Source organism: Nonomuraea sp. NPDC050790 (genome assembly GCF_044456745.1).
Classification (GTDB): domain Bacteria; phylum Actinomycetota; class Actinomycetes; order Streptosporangiales; family Streptosporangiaceae; genus Nonomuraea.
This window is the reverse complement of sequence record NZ_JBITGF010000007.1, coordinates 477,415-497,277: the sequence shown is the minus strand read 5'-3', so window position 1 is coordinate 497,277 and position 19,863 is coordinate 477,415. Positions and strand designations below refer to the sequence as shown.

18 protein-coding genes are annotated in these 19,863 nt (G+C 71.8%); 10 read left to right on the top strand and 8 right to left on the bottom strand.

The window, feature by feature from the left end:
• Positions 1 to 25: 25 nt before the first annotated feature.
• Positions 26 to 2,140, bottom strand: coding sequence for an ABC transporter permease (locus tag ACIBEJ_RS35505; protein ID WP_397187280.1), 2,115 nt, complete (start codon positions 2,138 to 2,140; stop codon positions 26 to 28).
• A 5-nt stretch (positions 2,141 to 2,145) separates the two neighbouring features.
• Positions 2,146 to 2,814, bottom strand: coding sequence for an ABC transporter ATP-binding protein (locus ACIBEJ_RS35500; RefSeq protein WP_397187279.1), 669 nt, complete (start codon positions 2,812 to 2,814; stop codon positions 2,146 to 2,148).
• 91 nt (positions 2,815 to 2,905) lie between these two features.
• Here ACIBEJ_RS35500 and ACIBEJ_RS35495 point away from each other — a divergent pair, with 91 nt between their 5' ends.
• Positions 2,906 to 3,553: a response regulator gene (locus ACIBEJ_RS35495; protein WP_397187278.1), complete on the top strand. Its 648-nt coding sequence runs from the start codon at positions 2,906 to 2,908 to the stop codon at positions 3,551 to 3,553.
• A gap of 68 nt (positions 3,554 to 3,621) precedes the next feature.
• Complete coding sequence (locus ACIBEJ_RS35490; protein ID WP_397187277.1) at positions 3,622 to 4,287, top strand: DUF4328 domain-containing protein; 666 nt, start codon at positions 3,622 to 3,624, stop codon at positions 4,285 to 4,287.
• On the opposite strand, the gene ACIBEJ_RS35485 is transcribed toward ACIBEJ_RS35490, so the two are convergent.
• The 3 genes from ACIBEJ_RS35485 to ACIBEJ_RS35475 form a co-directional block, all read right to left on the bottom strand.
• Complete coding sequence (locus tag ACIBEJ_RS35485) at positions 4,284 to 8,216, bottom strand: DNA polymerase III subunit alpha (RefSeq protein ID WP_397187276.1); 3,933 nt, start codon at positions 8,214 to 8,216, stop codon at positions 4,284 to 4,286. The genes ACIBEJ_RS35490 and ACIBEJ_RS35485 overlap by 4 nt on opposite strands.
• Positions 8,216 to 8,482, bottom strand: a complete 267-nt coding sequence (locus tag ACIBEJ_RS35480) for a DUF6504 family protein (RefSeq protein ID WP_379614799.1) — start codon at positions 8,480 to 8,482, stop codon at positions 8,216 to 8,218. Before ACIBEJ_RS35480 ends, ACIBEJ_RS35485 begins: the two co-directional genes overlap by 1 nt.
• 80 nt (positions 8,483 to 8,562) lie before the next feature.
• Complete coding sequence (locus ACIBEJ_RS35475) at positions 8,563 to 9,309, bottom strand: GntR family transcriptional regulator (protein ID WP_397187275.1); 747 nt, start codon at positions 9,307 to 9,309, stop codon at positions 8,563 to 8,565.
• A gap of 111 nt (positions 9,310 to 9,420) precedes the next feature.
• On the opposite strand from ACIBEJ_RS35475, the gene ACIBEJ_RS35470 reads away from it, so the two are divergent.
• Genes ACIBEJ_RS35470 through ACIBEJ_RS35440 form a run of 7 tightly spaced genes read left to right on the top strand, consistent with a single transcriptional unit; the run spans position 9,421 to position 16,511 of the window.
• A complete protein-coding gene (locus tag ACIBEJ_RS35470) occupies positions 9,421 to 10,572 on the top strand; it encodes an ABC transporter substrate-binding protein (RefSeq protein ID WP_397187274.1) in 1,152 nt (383 codons plus the stop codon).
• Complete coding sequence (locus tag ACIBEJ_RS35465) at positions 10,569 to 11,390, top strand: ABC transporter permease (protein ID WP_397187273.1); 822 nt, start codon at positions 10,569 to 10,571, stop codon at positions 11,388 to 11,390. Before ACIBEJ_RS35470 ends, ACIBEJ_RS35465 begins: the two co-directional genes overlap by 4 nt.
• Positions 11,378 to 12,214 carry an ABC transporter permease gene (locus ACIBEJ_RS35460; RefSeq protein ID WP_397187272.1) on the top strand — a complete coding sequence of 279 codons (837 nt, stop codon included), beginning with the start codon at positions 11,378 to 11,380 and terminating at the stop codon, positions 12,212 to 12,214. The genes ACIBEJ_RS35465 and ACIBEJ_RS35460 overlap by 13 nt, the downstream gene beginning before the upstream one ends.
• The gene (locus tag ACIBEJ_RS35455; protein WP_397187271.1) at positions 12,211 to 13,287 is read left to right on the top strand and encodes an ABC transporter ATP-binding protein; all 1,077 of its coding nucleotides are present in this window, start codon (positions 12,211 to 12,213) and stop codon (positions 13,285 to 13,287) included. The genes ACIBEJ_RS35460 and ACIBEJ_RS35455 overlap by 4 nt, the downstream gene beginning before the upstream one ends.
• Positions 13,277 to 13,873, top strand: coding sequence for an HAD family hydrolase (locus ACIBEJ_RS35450; RefSeq protein ID WP_397187270.1), 597 nt, complete (start codon positions 13,277 to 13,279; stop codon positions 13,871 to 13,873). Before ACIBEJ_RS35455 ends, ACIBEJ_RS35450 begins: the two co-directional genes overlap by 11 nt.
• A 6-nt stretch (positions 13,874 to 13,879) precedes the next feature.
• Entirely contained in the window at positions 13,880 to 15,505 is a 1,626-nt protein-coding gene (locus tag ACIBEJ_RS35445; protein WP_397187269.1) for a serine/threonine-protein kinase, read from the top strand.
• A gap of 58 nt (positions 15,506 to 15,563) precedes the next feature.
• Positions 15,564 to 16,511 (top strand): quinone oxidoreductase family protein, encoded by a 948-nt coding sequence (locus ACIBEJ_RS35440; protein ID WP_397187268.1) that lies wholly within the window; start codon positions 15,564 to 15,566, stop codon positions 16,509 to 16,511.
• Positions 16,512 to 16,522: 11 nt separating this feature from the next.
• Here ACIBEJ_RS35440 and ACIBEJ_RS35435 read toward each other — a convergent pair whose 3' ends face one another.
• Positions 16,523 to 17,245 (bottom strand): SDR family NAD(P)-dependent oxidoreductase, encoded by a 723-nt coding sequence (locus tag ACIBEJ_RS35435; protein ID WP_397187267.1) that lies wholly within the window; start codon positions 17,243 to 17,245, stop codon positions 16,523 to 16,525.
• A 54-nt stretch (positions 17,246 to 17,299) separates the two neighbouring features.
• Here ACIBEJ_RS35435 and ACIBEJ_RS35430 point away from each other — a divergent pair, with 54 nt between their 5' ends.
• Positions 17,300 to 17,869, top strand: coding sequence for a TetR/AcrR family transcriptional regulator (locus ACIBEJ_RS35430; protein ID WP_397187266.1), 570 nt, complete (start codon positions 17,300 to 17,302; stop codon positions 17,867 to 17,869).
• Here ACIBEJ_RS35430 and ACIBEJ_RS35425 read toward each other — a convergent pair.
• Both ACIBEJ_RS35425 and ACIBEJ_RS35420 read right to left on the bottom strand, forming a co-directional pair.
• Positions 17,838 to 18,941 carry a sensor histidine kinase gene (locus ACIBEJ_RS35425; RefSeq protein ID WP_397187265.1) on the bottom strand — a complete coding sequence of 368 codons (1,104 nt, stop codon included), beginning with the start codon at positions 18,939 to 18,941 and terminating at the stop codon, positions 17,838 to 17,840. The two genes, ACIBEJ_RS35430 and ACIBEJ_RS35425, sit on opposite strands and share 32 nt — an antisense overlap.
• 290 nt (positions 18,942 to 19,231) lie before the next feature.
• Positions 19,232 to 19,858: a LysE family translocator gene (locus tag ACIBEJ_RS35420; protein WP_397187264.1), complete on the bottom strand. Its 627-nt coding sequence runs from the start codon at positions 19,856 to 19,858 to the stop codon at positions 19,232 to 19,234.
• Positions 19,859 to 19,863 lie beyond the last annotated feature (5 nt).

Here is a 19,863-nt window from a genome sequence, read left to right as displayed (position 1 = left end):
CCCACGAGAAGAGCGCAGGCCCGAGCTAGTCAGGGCGGGGGGCCGGGTCGGCTGTTACCGAGCGCAGCAGCGGTCTGCTCAGTGCCCCTGCCCCCATCACGCCGGCGAAGCCCAGGACCACGCACACCACCAGCGTGATCAGGCCGTTCACGCTCACCGAGCCCAGCATGAACGGCATCGCGCAGAACGCGCCCACCGCGATCGCCCCACCGCCCATCACCGTCAGCGGGATCAAGGTCTCCGCCCTTCGGGCCTTGTCCAGGACTGACAGGGGCGTGCCTGCCAGCCGCAGCAGTGCGTACGTCTGCCTGCGGTCCAGCACGGAAGACGCGGCCGTGATGCCGGAGCTCGCGATCGCCACCAGGAACGACACCGACAGGACCACCACCGTGCCCGCCCCCACGTCGGCCAGCATCTGCGTGCCGAAGCGCTGGTCGTCGGACTCCGTGGTCGGTGTTCTGCCGGGGCTCAGGCCGTCCAGTGCCGTTCTGGCGCGGTCGATCACCGCGGCGTCCGCGGTGGAGCCCAGGGCGGCCACCACCATCTTCTTCTCGGCCTTCACCGTGGCGGCCACGCCTGCCTTCGACAGCCGGTCCTCTGCCTTTTTCACCGCCTCGCCCACCGGGCCTGACGTCACCACTACCCGCAACTGCGCCGGTCCAGGGTCGGAGGAGAAGGCCGACGGGCTCAGCAGGCCGAGGAACCCTGCCACGAATCCTGTCAGCGCCACACCGCTCACCGTGCGCCAGGCCGAGCGGGGGTCGTCCACGAGCCGCCGTCCTGCCAGCAGTCTCGCGGGACGGCGGGCGGAACCGGCCGTGATCCGCCCGATCAGCGCCACCACCCACGGCCCGGCCAGGTTGATGCACAGGAACGCCAGCCCGATCACCACCGCGATCACGCCCACGCTGGTGTTCGTGCTCAGCATGGGCACCGCCGCCAGCACCGCGATCAACGCCACCACGCGCAGGAACCGCAGCCCAGGCGGCGTCTCCCTCTTGGCCACCCCCAGCGGGCTGACGACGACCCTGCGCAGCCCCGCCACCGCCGACAGCCCGACCAGCAACGGCACCGCCACCAGCGTCGCGGCCAGGACGAGGGGGCTTGGCCACAGGTCGGACAGGTACCAGACGCCGCCGCCGATCTGGATGCGCGACAGCAGGGGTACGGCCACGCCGTACAGGATGGCGCCCGTCAGCGCTCCGGCGAGGGCGACGATGACCGCCTCGGCCACGGTCATGGTCGCGACCTGGCCGGGGGTGGCGCCGATGAGCCGGAGCGAGGCCAGGCGCTGGTCGCGGCGGGCCACGGTGAGCCGCGCCGCCGCGCCCCCGAACACGAGCAGCGGCACGATCATGAGCACGGTCGCGATCAGGGCCAGGATTTTGTACGCCTCGGCGTCCTCCGACTCCGTCCCGGCGAAGGAGGCGATCTTGGTGGGCGGCGTGCCCACGATCCAGTCTTCGCTGCGTGGCGCGGTCATGGCGGCGTCGCCGGGACGGTGCCCGATGACGGCGACCAGTTCGTCGGGATGGACCAGCCCCTCGTCGCCGATCTGACCGGCGACCTTGGGATAGCGCCCGCCCAGTTGGTCCCGCGGCAGTTCCTTGACCAGAGCGGCGAGCGCGGGCGACAGCCACACCTCGCCGGGCGCCGGAAAGCGCGGCAACCCAGGAGGTGCGGGCAAAGAAGCGGATGCGGACAAAGGCGTGAACGCGGACGCGGTGGTCATCCCGGAAGCAGATCCGGGCACGGACGCCGCGGGCTTCTGGGAAGCAGATCCGGACGTGGACAACACAGGCTTCTGGGAAGCGGATCCGGGCGTCGACGCCGCGGGCTTCCCGGAAGCGGAACCAGACGCGGGGTCCGGTCCGGGAGCCGCCGCGGCCAGGTCGATCACCGTGATCTGCCGGTCGCGCACGAAGTCGTAACGCTGGGCCTCGATCGCCACCGCCCCGCTCCCCGCCGCGACGGGGTTGCGCCAGGCCCCCCGATCGGCCCGCGCGTCGAAGGCGAAGTTCGCGGAGACGGCGAACAGCAGCAGCGCCGTCGAGATGGCCACGGCCCCGAACGTCAGCCAGGTGCCCAGCATGCCCTGCCGCCCCCCGCCGCGCAGCAACCGCCAGCTGAGCGTGAGCATGGCCTTCACCGCAGTGCCAGGATCTGGCCGTCGCGGACCTCGACCGTGCGGTCGCAGGCGGCGGCCACGTTCGGGTCGTGGGTGACGACGATGAGGGAGGCGCCGTTGTGCTTGGTGGCCTGGACGAGCAGGCGCATGGTGTCGTGCCCGGTGTTCTGGTCGAGCGCCCCGGTCGGTTCGTCGGCGAAGACGACGGCGGGCTTGCTGACCAGCGCGCGGGCGATGGCGACGCGTTGCGCCTGGCCGCCGGACAGTTCGCCGGGCCGCCGGGTCTCCATGCCCTGCAGGCCGAGGGGTCCGAACCAGTCGCGGGCCTGCCGTACCGCCTGGAGGCGGGGGACGCCGCCCAGCATGAGCGGGAGCGCGACGTTCTCCTCGGCCGGAAGTTCGGGCAGAAGCTGCCCGAACTGGAAGACGAACCCGAAGCGGGTACGGCGCAGCGCGCTCCGCTGCCGTTCGCCCATGGCGTCGATGCGCTGCCCGAGCAGGTGCACCTCGCCGGAGTCCGGTTTCATGATCCCGGCCAGGCAGTGGAGCAGGGTCGACTTGCCGGAGCCGCTCGGCCCCATGATCGCCACAGCCTCGCCGGCCTGTACCGCTATGTCCACGCCGCCCAGCGCGACCGTCTGGCCGAATCGCTTGGCCAGCGCTCTTCCCGCAAGCACCTCGTTCATGAGGGACAGCCTGCCGACCGGCAGGGGGTCGGCGGATCGGCCGTGCGTCCGGTTGCCGCTCGGCCGAACGGCTGATTCTAGAGTTGGGGCCGTGACTATTCGCGTACTCATCGCCGACGACCAGGAACTCGTGCGCACCGGCTTCCAGATGATCCTCGACGCCCAGCCGGACATGGACGTGGTGGCGGCGGTGGCCGACGGGGCCGACGCGGTCGCCGAGGCCAGGCGGCTGCGTCCGGACGTGTGCCTGCTGGACATCCGGATGCCGAAGCTGGACGGACTGGAGGTGACCAGGGCGCTGGCGGGCCCTGGTGTCGAGAACCCGATGCGCGTGGTGATCGTCACCACGTTCGACCTGGACGAGTACGTCTACGGCGCGCTGCGCGCGGGCGCGACCGGGTTCCTGCTGAAGGACAGCGGCCCGACGCTGCTCATCGAGGCGATCAGGGCGGCGGCGACGGGCGACGCCCTGGTCTCGCCGTCGGTGACGGTCCGCCTGCTGCAGCACCTGGCCCAGCCCAAGCGCGGCGCCGCGCAGCCGGACGAGGCGCTGACCGAGCGCGAACTCGACGTGGTACGCCTGGTGGCCAGGGGCAGGACGAACCAGGAGGTGGCCGCCGAGCTGTTCGTCTCGCTGTCCACGGTGAAGACGCATCTCGGGAGCATCCAGGCGAAACTCGGCGCCAGGAACCGGGTGGAGATCGCCGCATGGGCGTGGGAATCCGGCGTGGTGAGCTGATTAATCCCGAGGCCCGCGGGATAGAAGTTAGGAGAAGAACCCAGAGCATGGCCCGGGGGGAGAACTACGTGCGGGCTGTCCAGACACCACCGACCGGCGCTGCCTCCGCCGTCTACCTGACGCTCGTGATCCAGGTCCTTTCCCTCGGGGCCCTGGTCGTCTTCGAGCAGGTACGCGGGCGCAGCCTCGCCGGGCAGATCGCCGCGCTCGGCGGCGAGGCCCGAGGCTCACAGGCCGTGGTCGGCGCGGTCACCGTCTTCGCCGTCCTGATGATGTTGCTGGTCGGCACCACCGTCGCCGCCGCGATCGCCTACCTGACCTGGCTGATCCGCGCCAGGCAGGTCAACTCCCCCACCGCTCCGGCGGCGCCGGTGCTGGCCGCGTGGCTGGTGCCCGGCGTGAACCTGGTCGCCCCGTTCGTCCTGGCCGACGAGGTGTGGCGGGGCGCCCGGCCGCCCTTCGACCGGCGCGGGCGCTGGCTGGGGCTGCTGGCGGCCTGGTGGATGGCGTGCCTGGCCGCGGTGTTCCTGGTGGCCGCCCGGCTGCTGGACACCAGCGCGGGCGAGCTGACCGGCCTCGGGCTGCCGGAGCTCGCCGTGACGCTGCTGGCCGCGGTGCTGTGCGGGTGGACCGTGCGCGACGTCACCGCCATCCAGCGCTCCCTGCACGCCAGCCCGCAGGTACGCCTGCCGCTGGCACGTTCCCGCCCCGCCCCCTCGGACGTGCCGACCTAGGAGGCGATCTGGGTCTGCCCCGAGCTGCCCTGGCTGGCGTGCCAGAGCCGCCGGGGCGGGTTGGCGGTGATGGCCGGGCCCAGGTCGGAGTAGGGCGACAGCAGGAAGCCGTTGGCGTACTCGATCCGCCGGCCGCCCACGTTCTCGCGTTCCTCCGGCGTCCTGGCCAGCAGCGCCCTGACCGCGTCGATGCCCTGGGCGCGCCAGAGGCGGTCCAGGTCGACGAGGTCCCAGCAGTCCACGGCCCGCATGGAGATGGCCCTCGGCCCGGTGCGCCTGATCACGCCGCGGGCCACCATCAGCCACGACCCGAACACCGTCGCCGCGCACCGCCCCTGCACCGACTCGAAGAACGTCAGGTCCACCGGCCCGGTCGAGTCGTCGAGCGTGGCGAAGATGACCCGCTGGCCGGAGCGTACGGCGGGGGTCTGGGTGGCCACCTTGACCCCCGCCACCAGCACCTCGGCGCCGTTGCGCTGGTCGAGCAGGTCCTGGGAGCGGACCACGCCGATCAGGTCGAGCAGGTCGTCGTGGAAGCGGATCACGTGCTTGCTGACGTCGATGCCGAGGATCTCCAGTTCGGCCTCGACCATCTCGCTCGCGGTCATCTCGGGCAGTTCGCCGGGCGCGACGTGCTCGGTGAATCCCAGCGGCAACTGCACCGCGTTCCCGCTCTCCCGCTGGTCCTGGCGGGCGGAATCAGGTATGCCGGGAGTTGGGCCCCCCGGCGGACGATGGCCGCCCGGTGAGCCCGGTGGGGTCGCGGCTCCGTCCTGCCGGGGGGCTGTTCCGGGGGCGTAGCCGCGACGGCGCCGCGGCGCGGTGGTCGCGCCGGACACGGAGGCGCGCTCCAGCACGCCGGTCTGGGCGATCAGGTCGCGTCTGGTCAGTTCGCCCGCGCGCCAGCGCTCACCGCCTGGGTGCAGGTCGTGCAGGGCGTCGAGGCCGCCCACCTGCACGATCCGCTCCATGATCGGCCGTGAGGGCCGCGCCCGGTCCCAGAAGTCGGCCATCGATGTGTACGGCTGGCCCGCCACCATCCGCTCCACCTCGGCCTCGCTCACCCCCTTGACGGCGGAGAACGGCACGCGCAGCGCGTACCCCTTGCCGATCTCGGAGATCTTGAACTCACGTCGCCGGTAGTCGCCCAGGTCAGCCGGTTTGACCCGGACCTTCAGGCGTTCGACCTGCCAGTCCTTGCCGGACTTGTTGATGTCGAGCGGCAGGATGGCCACCCCGCACTGGCGGGCCTCGTCGATGATGACCCGCTGCGGGTACATGCCGGGCTCGTGCGTGAGCACCCCGGCGAAGAAGGCCGCCGCGTGGTGCCGTTTGAGCCAGGCCGACTGGTAGGTGGGCAGCGCGAAGGCGGCGGCGTGGGCCTTGCAGAAGCCGAAGGCGCCGAACGCGTCGAGCACCTTCCACGCCTTCTCCACCTCCTCGTCGGAGAAGCCGCGCGACCTGGCCAGCGGGACGAAGTGGCCGCGCACCTTCAGCCGCCCCGCCTCGGTGGCGAGCGTGCGCCGCATGCTCTCGGCGAAGTGCAGGTCCTTCCCGGTCATCACCTCGATGATCTTGAGGACCTGCTCGTGGAAGACGACCACGCCGTGCGTCTCCTTGAGCGCCGCGCGCAGCCTCTCGTGCGGATAGTACGGCTGCCGCCACCCGTGCCTGGCCTCCAGGTACGGCGTGACCATGTCGGAGTTGACCGGCCCCGGCCGGAACAGCGAGATGTCCACGATCAGGTCGTGCATCGTGCGCGGCTCCAGCTTGGCCACCAGCTCGCGCTGCCCCGGCGACTCGATCTGGAAGCACCCGAGGGTACGGCTGGCGCAGATCATGTCGTAGGTGGCCGAGTCGTCGTGGGGCACGGCGTCCAGGTCGACGTCGACGTCGTCCACCCGCTTGATCTCGCCGAGCGTGTAGGCCATGGCCGACTGCATGCGTACGCCGAGGACGTCGAGCTTGAGCAGCCCGGCCTCCTCCACGTCGTCCTTGTCGAACTGCGACATGGGGAAGTCCAGGAAGCTGCGCTCGACCGGCGTCACGTCCTTGAGCCCGGCGTTGCCGATCAGGACGCCGCACGGGTGCAGCGCGATGTGCCTGGGCAGGCCGTCGAGCTTCTCGGCCAGCCGGAAGACCCGGTCGAGCCCGGCCTCGCCGAGGCGGCTGTCGCGCAGTTCCGGCAGGTCGTTGAGCGAGGCGGTGATCTGGCGGGCGCGGATGTGCGGGAAGGCCTTGGCGATGGCGTCGATCTCGTGGGGCGGCAGGCCCATGGCGCCGGCCACGTCGCGGATGGCGCTGCGGGCCCGGTAGGTCTCCATCATGGACACGCAGGCGACGCGGGCTTCGCCGTACTCCTCGAAGATGGCCTTGTAGCAGTCGAGGCGGCGGGCGGACTCGACGTCGATGTCGATGTCGGGCAGCCCGATGCGGCCGTAGGACAGGAAGCGCTCCATGAGCAGGCCGTGGTCGAGCGGGTTCACCTCGCCGATGCCGATGACGTAGTTGACCAGGCTGCCCGCTCCGGAGCCCCGGATGGCACACCTGATGTCCATTTTCCGAATCATGTCGGTTATGCCGACTACTGCCACGAAATATCCTGACAGGTGCATGCTCTCGATGATCGCCAGCTCCTCGTCCAGCCGCTCCCTGGCCTCGCGGGAGCCCTGGAGGCCGCGGGCGTGCAGGCCGTCCTCGACCCGGTGGCGCAGCAGCGGCACCGGGTCGCCGCCGATCTCGGGCAGGTGCAGGTTCGGCGGCTTGCCGCGCAGCGCCAGCATCGAATCCGGCTCCACCGCGCATGCCTCGGCGAGCTGCCGGGTGGTCAGCAGCAGCCGCCCGGCCCGCTCGCGGTCGGCACCGGTGACCTTCAGCGCCACCTGCCACATCTCCTTCGTGCTCTTGAGATAGGCGTGCGAGGTGGGCCGGTCCAGGTGCCGCGGGTGCAGCGGGACGAGCTGCCTGGCCGCGTCGAGCACGTCGCCGACCTGGTGGTCGGCGGGGTCGAGGTAACGCACCGCGTTGGTCAGCACCGCGGGTACGCCCAGCGACTCGGCCAGCGCCAGCATGCGCACGGCGGTGCCGGAGTCGCGGTAGCCGTACTGGTCGACCAGCTCGATCGCGACCCCGGAGACCATGGAGCGCCACAGGTTGAGCAGCACCCTGGCCTGCTCGTCACGGCGCTCGGCGACCGCCCTGCCCACGTCGGAGCGCGGGCCGAGCAGCACGACGAGCCGGTCGTCCGCGCCGAGCTCGGCCAGCAGTTCGCGGGTGATCCAGGGGTCGCCGCGCTCGCCCATGTGGTGGGCGGCGGTGACCAGCCTGGCCAGCCTCGGCCAGCCGCCCTTGCGGGCCAGCACGGTGACGCGGTCCTCCGCCCCGGGCCCGGTCTTCGGCCGCCCCCCGGACAGGGCGCCCCCGGAAAGGCCGCCACCGGGCACCCCGCCGGGGAAACCCCCGGAAGGCCCTCCGGGGAAGCCGCCGCGCGGGGACCCACCGCCTCGGGCGGAACCACCCCGCGCGGAGCCACCTCCGGAAAAGCCGGAAAAGCCGGAACCACCAGACAGGCCGGAACCGCCGGACAGGCCAGAACCGCCGGACAGGCCGGAACCGCCGGAGAAGCCGGAACGGCCGGAGCGGCTTCTGCCCGGGGGCGCGTCCCAGAAGGCCGGGTCGTGGGCCGGGGCGGGCGCGCCCGCGTAGATGTCGGGCCGCAGCGCCAGGTTCACCCCGAACACCGCGCGCAGCCCGGCGTCGGCGCAGGCTTGGGCGTGCTTGACCGCCCCGTAGAGACCGTCGCGGTCGGTCAGGGCGAGGACGTCCATCCCGTGCTCGACCGCGCGGGCGGCGAGCTGCCGCGGGAAGGCGGTGCCGTAGCGCATCGAGTAGGCGGAGCTGACGCTGAGGTGCGGGAACGGGAGCGTCATCAATCCCACGCCCGCAGCAGCAGCCAGCCACCGCTGGCGGTGTCGAAGCGGAGCTCGTAGGAGCCGGTCTCGCGGCCGGGGCTGGCCTCGACCCGCCAGAACTGCCGCTCGCCCGGGTCGCCCTCGCTGGTCTTCCACCACTCGCGGGCCACGACCCAGTGGTCGAGGACGCGCCGGACGAGGTAGAGGCGGTCACGCCAGACGAATTGGGTGGGTTGCCCGTCTCGGGTCCACACCTCGATCGGATCGCCATAAAGTCTACTCAAGACGCTTCTTCTCCCCGCGGCTCTGGTCCGGTGAGCCACCCGGGGGAAGACGGGCGCTGCTGTTACTCGAACATACGTTCTCACGCCCCGAAGTGCAAGTCGCCGGCCTGCCGGATGAGGGGGTTGGCGCCGATGGAGTTGCGGATGCTGAAGGTCACGCTGCCGGCCCGGTAGCGGTCGTCCGAGCTCTCCACCGGCCGTCCTTCCTGCGTGGTGGTGATCCGGCGCTGGCGCAGGAGGGGGCTGCCGCGCCGTACACCCAGGAGGCGGGCGTCCTGCGCGCCCGCGGCCACCGCGTCGATGAGGTGCTCGCCATAGGCGAAGACGAGCCCGGTGGAGTCGTAGAGCGCCTGCGTGATCGAGCCGCAGTCGCGCGGGATGACCTCGACGGCGGCGGCGATCCAGTCGGCGTAGACGGTCCGCTCGACCAGGACGGGCTCGCCTTCGAGCGTGCGCAGGCGCAGGACCTCCAGGACCTCCTCGGAGCCCAGCCTGGCCGCCTCGACGGGGCTCGCGGCCCGGCGGCGCTGCTGGAGCACCTGGCCGCCGAAGCTGTAGCCGTTGGACGTGGCCCACTGGGCGAAGCTGTGCAGCTCGGCGAAACTCTGGCTGCGGGAGTTGCCGAGGACGATGCGCCGCGCCCCCTGACGGCTGCCGACCAGCCCCTCCGCCACCAGTACGGCCAGCGCCTGCCGTACCGTGCCACGCGCGGCGGAATAGCGCGCAGCCAGCTCGGCGTCGGTCGGCAGCGTGGACCCGACGGAATGCACACCTCGAAGAATGTCATCGCGCAGCTCAGCGGCGATTCGTTCATAGCGCGCGACCATTCTCGACCCTTCCAGTTCACGAAAGAGCAATCTCTATCCGACTTACTTGGGACTGGCCTTGTTTGTACAAGTTCCCCTAGGTTCGTTTTACACCCCCAGAGTGGAGGCGACGTGTTCACTCCTCGCGCCCGCGTGGCAGGCGTCATAGCAGCACTAACCGTAGCCACCGCCGCCTGCGGCGCGGCACCCGGCACTCAGGCCGCCAAACCGGCGGAGGGCGGGGTGGACGCCAGGACGGCCACCTCCGCCGCCGACTTCGGCGGTTTCGACAAGCTCGTCGAAGCGGCCAAGAAGGAGGGCAACCTCCACGTGATCGCGCTGCCCCCGGACTGGGCCAACTACGGCGAGATCATCAAGACCTTCGAGGCCAAGTACGGCATCAAGATCGAGAGCGAGGACCCGGACGCGGCCAGCGCGGACGAGATCACCGCGGTCAAGACCCGCAAGGGCCAGGACCGCGCGCCCGACGTGCTCGACCTCGGCCAGTCCTTCGCGATCAGCGGCGCCAAGGAGGGGCTGTTCGCGCCCTACAAGGTGCAGACCTTCGACAAGATCCCCGAGGGTCAGAAGGAGGCCACCGGCCTCTGGACCAACGACTACGGCGGCTACGTCTCCATCGGCTGCGACGCCAAGAAGATCCAGAACTGCCCCACGAGCTTCAAGGACCTGCTCAAGCCCGAGTACAAGGGCAAGGTCGCCATGAACGGCAACCCGACCAAGTCCGGCTCCGCCTTCGCCGGCGTCTACGCCGCCGCGATCGCCAACGGCGGCTCCTTCGACGACATCCAGCCGGGCATCGAGTTCTTCAAGCAGCTCAAGGCCGCCGGGAACTACAACCCGGTCGAGACCACGCCGGCGACCATCGAGAAGGGCGAGACCCAGATCAGCATCGACTGGGACTACAACAACGCCGCCTACGCGCCGCAGATGGCCGCGAAGGGCCTCGACTGGAAGGTCAACGTGCCGAGCGACGGCAAGTACTTCCAGATGTACGCCCAGGCCATCAACAAGGACGCCCCGCACCCGGCCGCCGCCCGCCTGTGGCAGGAGTACCTCTACAGCCCCGAGGGCCAGAACCTCTACCTCAAGGGCTTCGCCCGCCCGGTCCTGCTGCCCGTCATGACCACCGACGGCAGCGTCGACAAGACCGCCGCCGAGAAGCTGCCGCAGGTCGACGGCACGCCCACGTTCCCCACCCCCGAGCAGGTGGACGCGGCCAAGGCGAAGCTCGCCGAAGGCTGGGACGCCGCGATCTCCGGATGAGAAGGTCCAGGGGCTGGCTGGGCGCGCTGCCGCTGCTCGTCGTCTACGCGCTCGTCTTCGGCGTCCCGGCCGTCGCCCTGCTGGCCGGGGCGTTCACCTCGCAGGGCCGGCCCACGCTCGACAACATGCGGCTCAGCCTCCAGGGCGGCAACCTGACCGCGATCGCCGGCAGCGTCCAGGTGTCGGCGGTCGTGGCGGTGGCCGGGGCCGTGCTGGGCACGTTCCTGGCCTACGCGGTCGTCGCCTCACGGTCGGGCGCGCTGCGCTCGGCCGTGCTGACGGCCTCCGGCGTGCTGGCCAACTTCGGCGGGGTGCCGCTGGCGTTCTTCTGGGTGGCCACGCTCGGCAACTCGGGGATCGTCAGCGGCCTGTTCGGGCTGCCCTCGGGCGTGCTGTTCACGTTCTGGGGACTGGTCGTCGTCTACCTGTACTTCTCGGTGCCGATGATGGTGCTGGTGATGGCGCCCGCGCTGGACGGGCTGAAGCCGCAGTGGCGGGAGGCGGCCGCCAACAACGGCGCCACCTCCTGGCACTACTGGCGCTACGTGGCCCTGCCCGTGCTGACCCCGGCCCTGCTCGGCGGCGTGGTGCTGCTGTTCGGCATGGCGTTCTCCGCCTACGCCACGGCCGCGGCCATGGGCGCCGGGACCGTGGTGCCGCTGGTCACCCTCAAGATCGCCAACGCGCTCACCAGCGACGTGCTGATCGGCCAGGAGAACGTCGCGCTCGCGCTCAGCCTCGACATGATCGTGGTGGCCGGGCTCGTGATGGCGGTCTACCTGCCGCTGCAGAAGAGGAGCACCCGATGGCTGCAGTGACCGGCCTGGAGAAGGTCCGCTCCACGCAGCGCGGCGGACGCTGGCGCTGGCCGGTGTTCCTGCTGGCCGCCCTGTACTTCCTGGTGCCGCTCGGCGCCTCGCTCTGGTACACGGTCTACAACGCCGCCACCGGCTTCTCCCTCGCGCCCTACGCCGAACTGCTGAGCGCCGAGGGCTTCGCCCGGTCGCTGCTGCTGTCGCTGAGCCTGGCCGTCGCGACGATCGTGCTGGTCCTGCTGCTCACGCTGCCGGCGATGCTGGCCGTACGGCTGGCCGCCCCGCGCCTGCGTCCGGTGATGGAGGTGCTGTGCACGCTGCCCCTGGTCGTTCCCCCGATCACGTTCGTCGTCGGGATCGGCAGGTCGCTGGCGGTGGGCGGTGACGTGCTCGCGCCCACCCCGTTCTGGGCCACGCTCATCGCGATCCAGGACCCGGGCTTCCCGCTCGTGCTGGTGCTCGCGTACGTGGTGCTGGTGCTGCCGTTCGTCTACCGCTCCCTCGACGCGGGCCTGCGCACCATGGACGTGCGCACGCTGGTCGAGGCGGCGCGCAACCTCGGCGCCTCGTGGCCGTACGTGATGTTCCGGGTGATCATCCCCAACCTGCGCTCGGCCATCGCCAGCGCCTCGTTCCTGACGCTGGCCCTGGTGCTGGGCGAGTTCACCGTGGCCAGGCTGCTCGGCTACCAGCCGTTCGCGGTCTGGATCGTGACGATCTCCGGCTCCAGGGGCCAGATGTCGGTCGCGGTCTCGATCCTCAGCCTGCTGCTCATCTGGCTGCTGCTGCTCGCGGTCTCCAGCGTCTTCGGTAAGGAGAAGAAATGACGGCGCAGGTCGAGTTCCGCGCCCTTCGCAGGGCGTTCGGCAAGACGGTCGCGCTCGACGGCCTGGACCTGACCATCGAGCCGGGCGAGCTCGTCGCCCTGCTCGGCCCGTCGGGCTGCGGCAAGACGACGGCACTGCGCTGTGTGGCCGGGTTCGAGCAGCCCGACTCGGGCGCCGTGCTCGTGGACGGCAAGGACATCACCGCCGTCCCCGCCAACAAGCGCGACGCGGGCATGGTCTTCCAGTCCTACTCGCTCTTCCCGAACCTCAACGCGGCCGACAACGTCTCCTTCGGCCTGCGGGTGCGCAAGGCCCCGGCCGCGCGCCGCAGGGAGAAGGCGCTGGAGCTGCTGGAGCTGGTCGGCCTGCCCGCGCACGCCGACCGCTACCCGCACCAGCTCTCCGGCGGTCAGCAGCAGCGCGTGGCGCTGGCCCGCGCGCTCGCCCTGGAGCCGCGCGTCCTGCTGCTCGACGAGCCGCTGTCGGCGCTGGACGCCAAGGTCCGCGTCAACCTGCGCGAGGAGATCCGCCGCCTGCAGCTCGGCCTGGGCATCACCACGATCTTCGTCACCCACGACCAGGAGGAGGCGCTGTCGATCGCCGACCGGGTCGCGGTGCTGCGGAACGGGCGCCTGGAGCAGTGCGGCGCGCCCGCCGAGGTCTACGACCGGCCCGCCACGCCGTTCGTGGCCGAGTTCGTCGGCACCATGAACCACCTGGCCGGACGGGTGTCCGGCGACCGGGTCACGGTGCTCGGGCAGCTCCTGCCCGTGGACGGCGAGGCGCCGCAGGACCCGTCCGTGGACGTGCTCGTCCGGCCCGAGGCCGTCCAGGTCACCCCGGACGAGGACGGCAGGGCCGAGATCCTGGCCGCCTCCTTCCGCGGCGCCTCCGTCCGGCTCAGGGTCGCCCTGGAAGGGGGCGAGGTGCTCGCCGACGTACCCGGTCACGAGGCGGTACGGCTCGCGGCCGGCACCAAGGTGAGCGTGCGCCTGGTCGAACGACCGGTCCTGGTGGCCGCCCGCACGGTCACGGTCCCCGCCCCCGTCACGGAAACAGCAGATGCCGTCTGATCTCCCCGCCGCCGTCCTGTTCGACATGGACGGCACCCTGGTCGACACCGAGGGCCTGTGGTGGCAGGCCACCGCCGACGTCGCCGAGTCCATCGGCCACGGCGGGCTCGGCCCCGAGGACGTCCCGCACGTCCTCGGCCGCTCGGTCGAGGACACCGCCGCCCACCTCGCGCCCGCCGACGCCGGGGCGGTGGCGGTCCGCCTCACCGACGCCTTCGCCGAGCGCATCGACGGCGGCATCGACCTCATCCCCGGCGCCCTTGACCTGCTGCGCGAGCTGACCAGCGCCGGGGTGCCGACCGCGCTGGTGACCGCCTCGCCGCGGAGCATCGTGGAGCGGGTGCTGCCCAGCCTCGACGGGCACCGGTTCGATCTGGTGATCACGGCCGAGGACAGTGCGCGGGGCAAGCCGTACCCGGATCCGTATCTGAAGGCGGCCCGGCTGCTGGGGGTGCGGCCGCAGGAGTGCGTGGCCGTGGAGGACAGTCCCGCCGGGATCGAGGCCGCCACGTCGGCCGGTTGCCGGGTCGTGGTGGTGGATCCTGCGCGCGGCCTGCCCGAACTTCACGCCATGTCGGTAAGCTAACCCGCCGTGAGCGGTGAAACCTCCCACATCGGGCGCTACAAACTGATCAGCGTGCTGGGCCGCGGCGGGATGGGCACGGTTCACCTGGCCGAGGACCCCGCGGGCACGCGGGTCGCGGTCAAGGTGATCAACCCCGAGTTCAGCCAGCACGAGCAGTTTCGCATGCGCTTTCGCCGGGAGGCGGACGCGGCGCAGCGGGTGCGGCGGTTCTGCACGGCCGCGGTGCTCGACGCCGCGCTCGACGGCAACCAGCTCTACGTCGTCACCGAGTACGTGCCGGGGCCCAACCTGGAGGAGGCGGTCAAGCGGTCGGGACCGCTGACCGGCTCCAGCCTCGACGCGCTGGCGGTCAGCGTGGCCACCGCGCTCACCGCCATCCACGGCGCCGGCGTCGTGCACCGCGACCTCAAGCCATCGAACGTGCTGCTGTCGCCGGTCGGCCCGAGGGTGATCGACTTCGGCATCGCGCGGGCGCTGGACGAGCTGGGCGGCGTGACCGGCACCGGCGAGATCATCGGCACGCCCCGCTACATGGCGCCAGAGGTGCTGCGCGGCGAGCCGGTCTCGCCCGCCTGCGACGTCTTCTCCTGGGGCTGCCTGATCGCCTTCGCCGCCAGCGGGCGGGCGCCGTTCGGCGGCGACTCGCTGCCCTCGATGATCTACTCCGTGCTCAGCACCGAGCCCGACCTGAGCGGCCTGGAGCCGGGCCTGCGCCCGCTGGTCGTGGCGGCGCTGCAGAAGGACCCGGCGCTGCGCCCCACCGCGCAGCAGCTCCTCGACCACCTGGTGGGCAGGCAGGCCGCGCCCGAGCAGGCCGCGCAGACCGTCCAGGTGGCCTGGCAGCGGGCCACCACCCCGCTCACCACGTCGGAGCCCGCCCCGCCCGGACGCCGCCGCACCAGGCTGATCGCCGGACTCACGGCGGGGGCGGTGCTGGTGGCGGGCGGCGTCGTCGCCGCGCTGCTGCTGTCGCAGAGCTCGCCGCCGACCCACCTGGGCCGCCTCTACCAGGAGGACTTCACGACCTCCTCCGGCGGCTGGGACGGCACCTACGACGCCGAGGACGAGGCCAGCTACGGCTACAAGACCGACGGCACCTACGGACTCGACGTCGAGCCCAGCTCCGAGCAACGCTCGGTCAAGGCGCCCGCGCCCTTCGCCAACGTCTCCCCCACACCCTCACCGAGCGCCACCCCGACCCCGCTCATGCCGGAGTCCGTGCTGGTCAGCGTGACGGTCCAGGCCAGGAAGATCGTCGGCGACGGCGAGTACGGCGTCTACTGCCACAACACCACCGACGGCACCTTCTACGAGTTCGGCCTCGACACCACGGGCAACGCCAGGATCAGGAAGATCATCGACGGCGCCGGCGGCACGCTCTCGCAGCCGGCGAAGCTGGAGCTCAAGCCCCAGGCCAAGGTACGGCTGGAGGCGTTCTGCGAGCAGTCGGGCTCGACGGTGAAGCTGACCATGTGGGTGGACGGCAGGCAGGTGCTGCGGGCCGAGGACCCCAACGGCCTCAAGACCGGTTACGTCGGCCTGTTCGCCCGGGTGCCCAAGGACGACCAGTCGATCATGAAGACCGTCTTCGACGACTTCGAGCTGCGCGGTCAGCGCTCGGAGCAGCCCTAGCCGATCCCGGCCCTGCGCGGCTGGAAGCAATATGCGCGCACCTGGGTTAGACAGGACTATGCGCGCAGTCGTGATCGCCGCCCAGGGCGGCCCAGAGGTCCTCGAGTACGCCGAGCACCCCGACCCGGTCGCGGGTCAGGGAGAGGTCGTCGTCGACGTCGCCGCGAGCGGCGTCAACTTCATCGACATCTACCAGCGCTCCGGCATCTACCCGGTCAAGCTCCCGAGCCCCATCGGCTCCGAGGGCGCGGGCACCGTCTCCGCGGTCGGCCCCGGCGTCACCGACTTCGCCGTCGGCGACACCGTCGGCTGGGTGAACCTGCTGGGCAGCTACGCCGAGAAGGCCGTCGTGCCCGCCGACCGGCTCGTGCCCGTGCCCGCCGGCGTCCCCGCCGACCTGGCCGCCGCCGCGCTGCTCCAGGGCATGACCGCCCACTTCCTCGTACGCTCCACGCACCAGGTCAAGGAGGGCGACCGGGTCCTCATCCACGCGGGAGCCGGCGGCATGGGCCAGTTGCTCATCCAGCTCGCCAAGCTCTACGGCGCCACCGTCCACACCACCGTCTCCACCGACGAGAAGGCCAAGCTGGCCCGCGCGGCCGGCGCCGACGAGGTCCACGCCTACGACGACTTCGCGCAGGCGCTCAAGGACAGCGTCGACGTGGTCTACGACGGCGTCGGCGCCACCACCTTCGACGGCGGCCTGGCCGCCCTGCGCCCGCGCGGCCTCATGGCCCTGTACGGCGCGGCCAGCGGCCCCGTGCCGCCCATGGACCCGCAGGTGCTCAACCGGTCGGGCTCGCTGTTCCTGACCCGGCCCACGCTCGTCCACCACGTGGCCGAGCGGGAGGAGCTGCTGTGGCGGGCCCGCGAGGTCTTCGAGTGGATCGCCGCCGGTCAGCTCCGCATCGACGTCTCCCACCGCTACCCGCTGGCCGAGGCGGCCAGGGCGCACGAGGATCTGGCGGCCCGCCGTACGACGGGGAAGCTGCTGCTGATCCCCTGAGCGGGGGACGTCTAGACGTGTGAGCCGCCGTCCACGCGCAGCTCCACGCCCGTGAGGTAAGCGCCGTCGGCCGAGGCCGCGTAGGCGATCGTGCCCGCGATCGCCTCCGGCTCGCCGAAGCCGACCTGGGGCATGATCCGCCCGTAGAAGGAGGCGTCCACGCCTTCGGGGAAGCTCACCGAGGTCATCAGCGGCGTCACCACCCCGCCCGGCGACACCGCAACGACCCGTACGCCCTGCGGCGCCACCTCCGCCGCCAGGCTCAGCGAGAAGGCGAGGACGCCGCCCTTCGAGGCCGCGTACCCGGTCATGAAGGGGTGTGCGTGCGTGGCCGAGGTCGAGGCGGTGTTGACCACGACCCCCTTGCGCTCCACCAGGTACGGCATGGCCTCGCGGCAGAACAGGAACGTGCCGAGCAGGTTGATCTCAAGCAGCCTGCGGAAGTCGTCGAGCGTCAGCGTGGCCAGCGGCGTCGTCTTGTGGACGCCCGCCACGTTGATCAGCGCGTCGAGCCCGCCGAGTTCCTCGACCGCCCGGGCCACGGCCGCCTTGACCTGCGCCTCGTCGGCGACGTCGGCCACGTGCGGGGTGATGGCGGCGTGCTCGGGGATCTCCGGGTTGAGGTCGACGGCGAGGACCCGTGCCCCCTCACCGGCCAGCCGCAGGGCCGTCGCCCGCCCGATGCCGGTGGCCGCGCCGGTCAGCAGCACGTTCTTGCCCGCGAAACGCTCCATGATTCCTCCACGTCTCACCACGAGACAGATATGTCTCGTCTAGGATATGTGCTGATGACCACCTCCGACTCCATGGCGAGAACCCGGGACGCGATCCTCCGCGCCGCCGCCACGGCCCTGCGCACCCACGAGCGAGCCGGCATGGCCGACATCGCCGCCGCGGCCGGCGTCGGCCGGGCCACCCTCTACCGCCACTTCGCCACCCGCGACGAGCTGCTGGTGGAGCTCGGCCGCTTCGCCGCGGAGGAGTCGATCCGGGTGATCGACGCGGCCGGCATCGACGGCGTCGAGGCGCAGACCGCCCTGACCCGCCTGACCAGGGCCCTGCTCACCGCCGGGCGGGAGTTCTGGGTGGTCAGCACCCACCGGCCGCAACTGTGGCCGGAGGAGGAAGAGGTCGGCGAGCGGCTGCGCGTCCTGGCCGAGCGCGGCCAGCGCGAGGGCCTGCTGCGCGCCGACGTGCCCGCCGAGCACCTGGCCGCCGCCCACGGCGCGCTCATCCTGGGCGCGCTGACCCTGGCGCCGCTGTCGGAGCTGGGCGTGGAGGACGCCACCGACACCATCGTCAGGCTCTACCTCCAGGGCGCGCTGCTCACACCCACGGAAGCGTCGCCTCGACCCTGAACCCGCCCTGCGGCGACGGCGCGGCCCGCGACACGCCGCCGAACAGCGCGGCGCGCTCGGCGATGTTGACCAGGCCGTGCCCGGACCTGCGCGGCGGGGCCGGCGGGCGGCCCGCGCCGTCGTCGGTGACCGTGATGTCGAGGGCGCGCTCGCCGTAGCGGAGCACCACGTCGGCCGCGGCGTCCTTGCCCGCGTGCTTGAGCGCGTTGGTCAGCGCCTCCTGGACGATCCGGTAGGCCGCCAGCCCGAGCCCGGCTGGCACCGCCCTGACCCGTCCCTCGACCCGCAGCCGCACCTCCAGCGGATGCCGCTCCACCAGCGCGTCGATCGCCTCGATGCCGGGCTGGCGCTCCCCCGGCTCCTCGCGCAGCCCGCCCAGCAGCAGCCGAAGCTCGGTCAGCGCCGCCTGTCCCGACTGCCTGATCGACTCGATCGCGGCCCCCGCCTGCCCGCGGTCCTCCTCCGCCACCGCCGCCACCGCGACGTGCGACTGGATCACCATGGCGCTGACGTTGTGCGCCACGATGTCGTGCAGCTCGCGGGCGATCCGCACCCGTTCCTCGGCCACCATGGCCCGCGCCCGCACCTCCTCCGCCCCGGCCGCCACGGCCACCCACCGCCGCCGCACCACCCCGGCCCCCCACGGCAGCGCGCACACCAGCGCCGACATCACCCCCGCCGGCACCAGCACCCCCAAGAGCAGCAGCCCCACGTACGGCGAGGCCCGCCACCTGCCCACCGTGTAGAAGGCGACCTGGAGCGCGGTGGAGGCGCCGAGTTCGGCCCAGGAGGCGTTGACCTCGGCCCAGACGTCCAGCCGGCCCACGACCAGCCACAGCGTCCAGACCGCCGCCAGCACCCCGAGCGGCCACCGCCGCCGCAGCGCGAGGCACGCGAAGGCCGCCAGATCCCCCCAGAACGTCAGCGGAATGTCCCCGGGACGCGCCAGCGTGGCGTCGGTGTAGGGCACCTCGATCAGCAGATAGGCGCACGCGATCCCGGCCAGCGAGGCGTCCGCGGCCAGTGGATGCCGCTCCAGCCACCCCACCACCCGCCGCAGCCGGCCCCGCACCTCACCCGCCACGACCGACCGGCCACGAACGCACGACGAAAAACCCCGACCGCGCGGCGCGGGTGACCTTCCGCTTTCGGCGCGCGGTCGCGGCAGCGCCTAACCAGAACCTGAAATCCCCGATCACAGCGACGAATTTCGCAGAGAGCCCCGTTTCAGGATCGACGTGGCCCGGTTGAGCAGACAATCGATCATAGACGGGAGTATCGCAGCACTTTCCCCTGATGTTTACCTTTGTGCGGCGCCGGGAATTTCGGGTGCTTTTAATGCCAGTTCCGCGCTGTGGACGGTCAGTCCTGTACGGCCAGCCGTACGCCGAAGCCGATGATCACCACGCCCGTGAGGCGGTCGAGCAGGCGGCGGACCCTGGGGGTGCGCAGGACGCCGCCCATGAACGTGGCGAAGGCGATCAGCAGGGCGCTCCACAGCAGCCCCTCGCCCGCGTGCACGCCCGCCAGCGCCAGCCCCATCAGCGCGGGCGGCACGTCGTCCGGGATGAACTGGGGCAGCATCGCCACGTAGAAGGCGCCGACCTTGGGGTTGAGAAGGTTGGTGAGCAGGCCCCGGCGGAAGGCCTGGGCGAAGGTCTGGTCGGGGACGAGGCCGGCGCTCTCCTGTGGGGCGGGGTGGCGGGCGTCCCAGAGCATGCGGGCGCCCATGTAGACGAGGTAGCCGACCCCGGCCCAGCGCAGGATCTCGTAGGCCAGGTGGGAGGCGGCCAGCAGGGCGGACAGGCCCACGGCCGCGGTCAGGCCCCAGACCAGGATGCCGGCCTGGACGCCGAGGACCACGCCCCACGCCGGACGCCGGCCCGACAGCAACGAGGTCCGCAGGATCAGCGCCGTGTCCAGGCCGGGCGTCAGCGTCAGCAGAGCGACGACGGCGGCGAACGAGGCGATTGATCCGGCTATGTCCATGAGGA

Coding starts and splice junctions, on each gene's coding strand:
- ACIBEJ_RS35435 (WP_397187267.1), bottom strand. CDS start 17,245: ATGGAGCGTTTCGCGGGCAAGAACGTGCTGCTGACCGGCGCGGCCACC.
- ACIBEJ_RS35460 (WP_397187272.1), top strand. CDS start 11,378: ATGGCTGCAGTGACCGGCCTGGAGAAGGTCCGCTCCACGCAGCGCGGC.
- ACIBEJ_RS35485 (WP_397187276.1), bottom strand. CDS start 8,216: ATGACGCTCCCGTTCCCGCACCTCAGCGTCAGCTCCGCCTACTCGATG.
- ACIBEJ_RS35440 (WP_397187268.1), top strand. CDS start 15,564: ATGCGCGCAGTCGTGATCGCCGCCCAGGGCGGCCCAGAGGTCCTCGAG.
- ACIBEJ_RS35465 (WP_397187273.1), top strand. CDS start 10,569: ATGAGAAGGTCCAGGGGCTGGCTGGGCGCGCTGCCGCTGCTCGTCGTC.
- ACIBEJ_RS35475 (WP_397187275.1), bottom strand. CDS start 9,309: ATGGTCGCGCGCTATGAACGAATCGCCGCTGAGCTGCGCGATGACATT.
- ACIBEJ_RS35430 (WP_397187266.1), top strand. CDS start 17,300: ATGACCACCTCCGACTCCATGGCGAGAACCCGGGACGCGATCCTCCGC.
- ACIBEJ_RS35450 (WP_397187270.1), top strand. CDS start 13,277: ATGCCGTCTGATCTCCCCGCCGCCGTCCTGTTCGACATGGACGGCACC.
- ACIBEJ_RS35505 (WP_397187280.1), bottom strand. CDS start 2,140: ATGCTCACGCTCAGCTGGCGGTTGCTGCGCGGCGGGGGGCGGCAGGGC.
- ACIBEJ_RS35420 (WP_397187264.1), bottom strand. CDS start 19,858: ATGGACATAGCCGGATCAATCGCCTCGTTCGCCGCCGTCGTCGCTCTG.
- ACIBEJ_RS35455 (WP_397187271.1), top strand. CDS start 12,211: ATGACGGCGCAGGTCGAGTTCCGCGCCCTTCGCAGGGCGTTCGGCAAG.
- ACIBEJ_RS35500 (WP_397187279.1), bottom strand. CDS start 2,814: ATGAACGAGGTGCTTGCGGGAAGAGCGCTGGCCAAGCGATTCGGCCAG.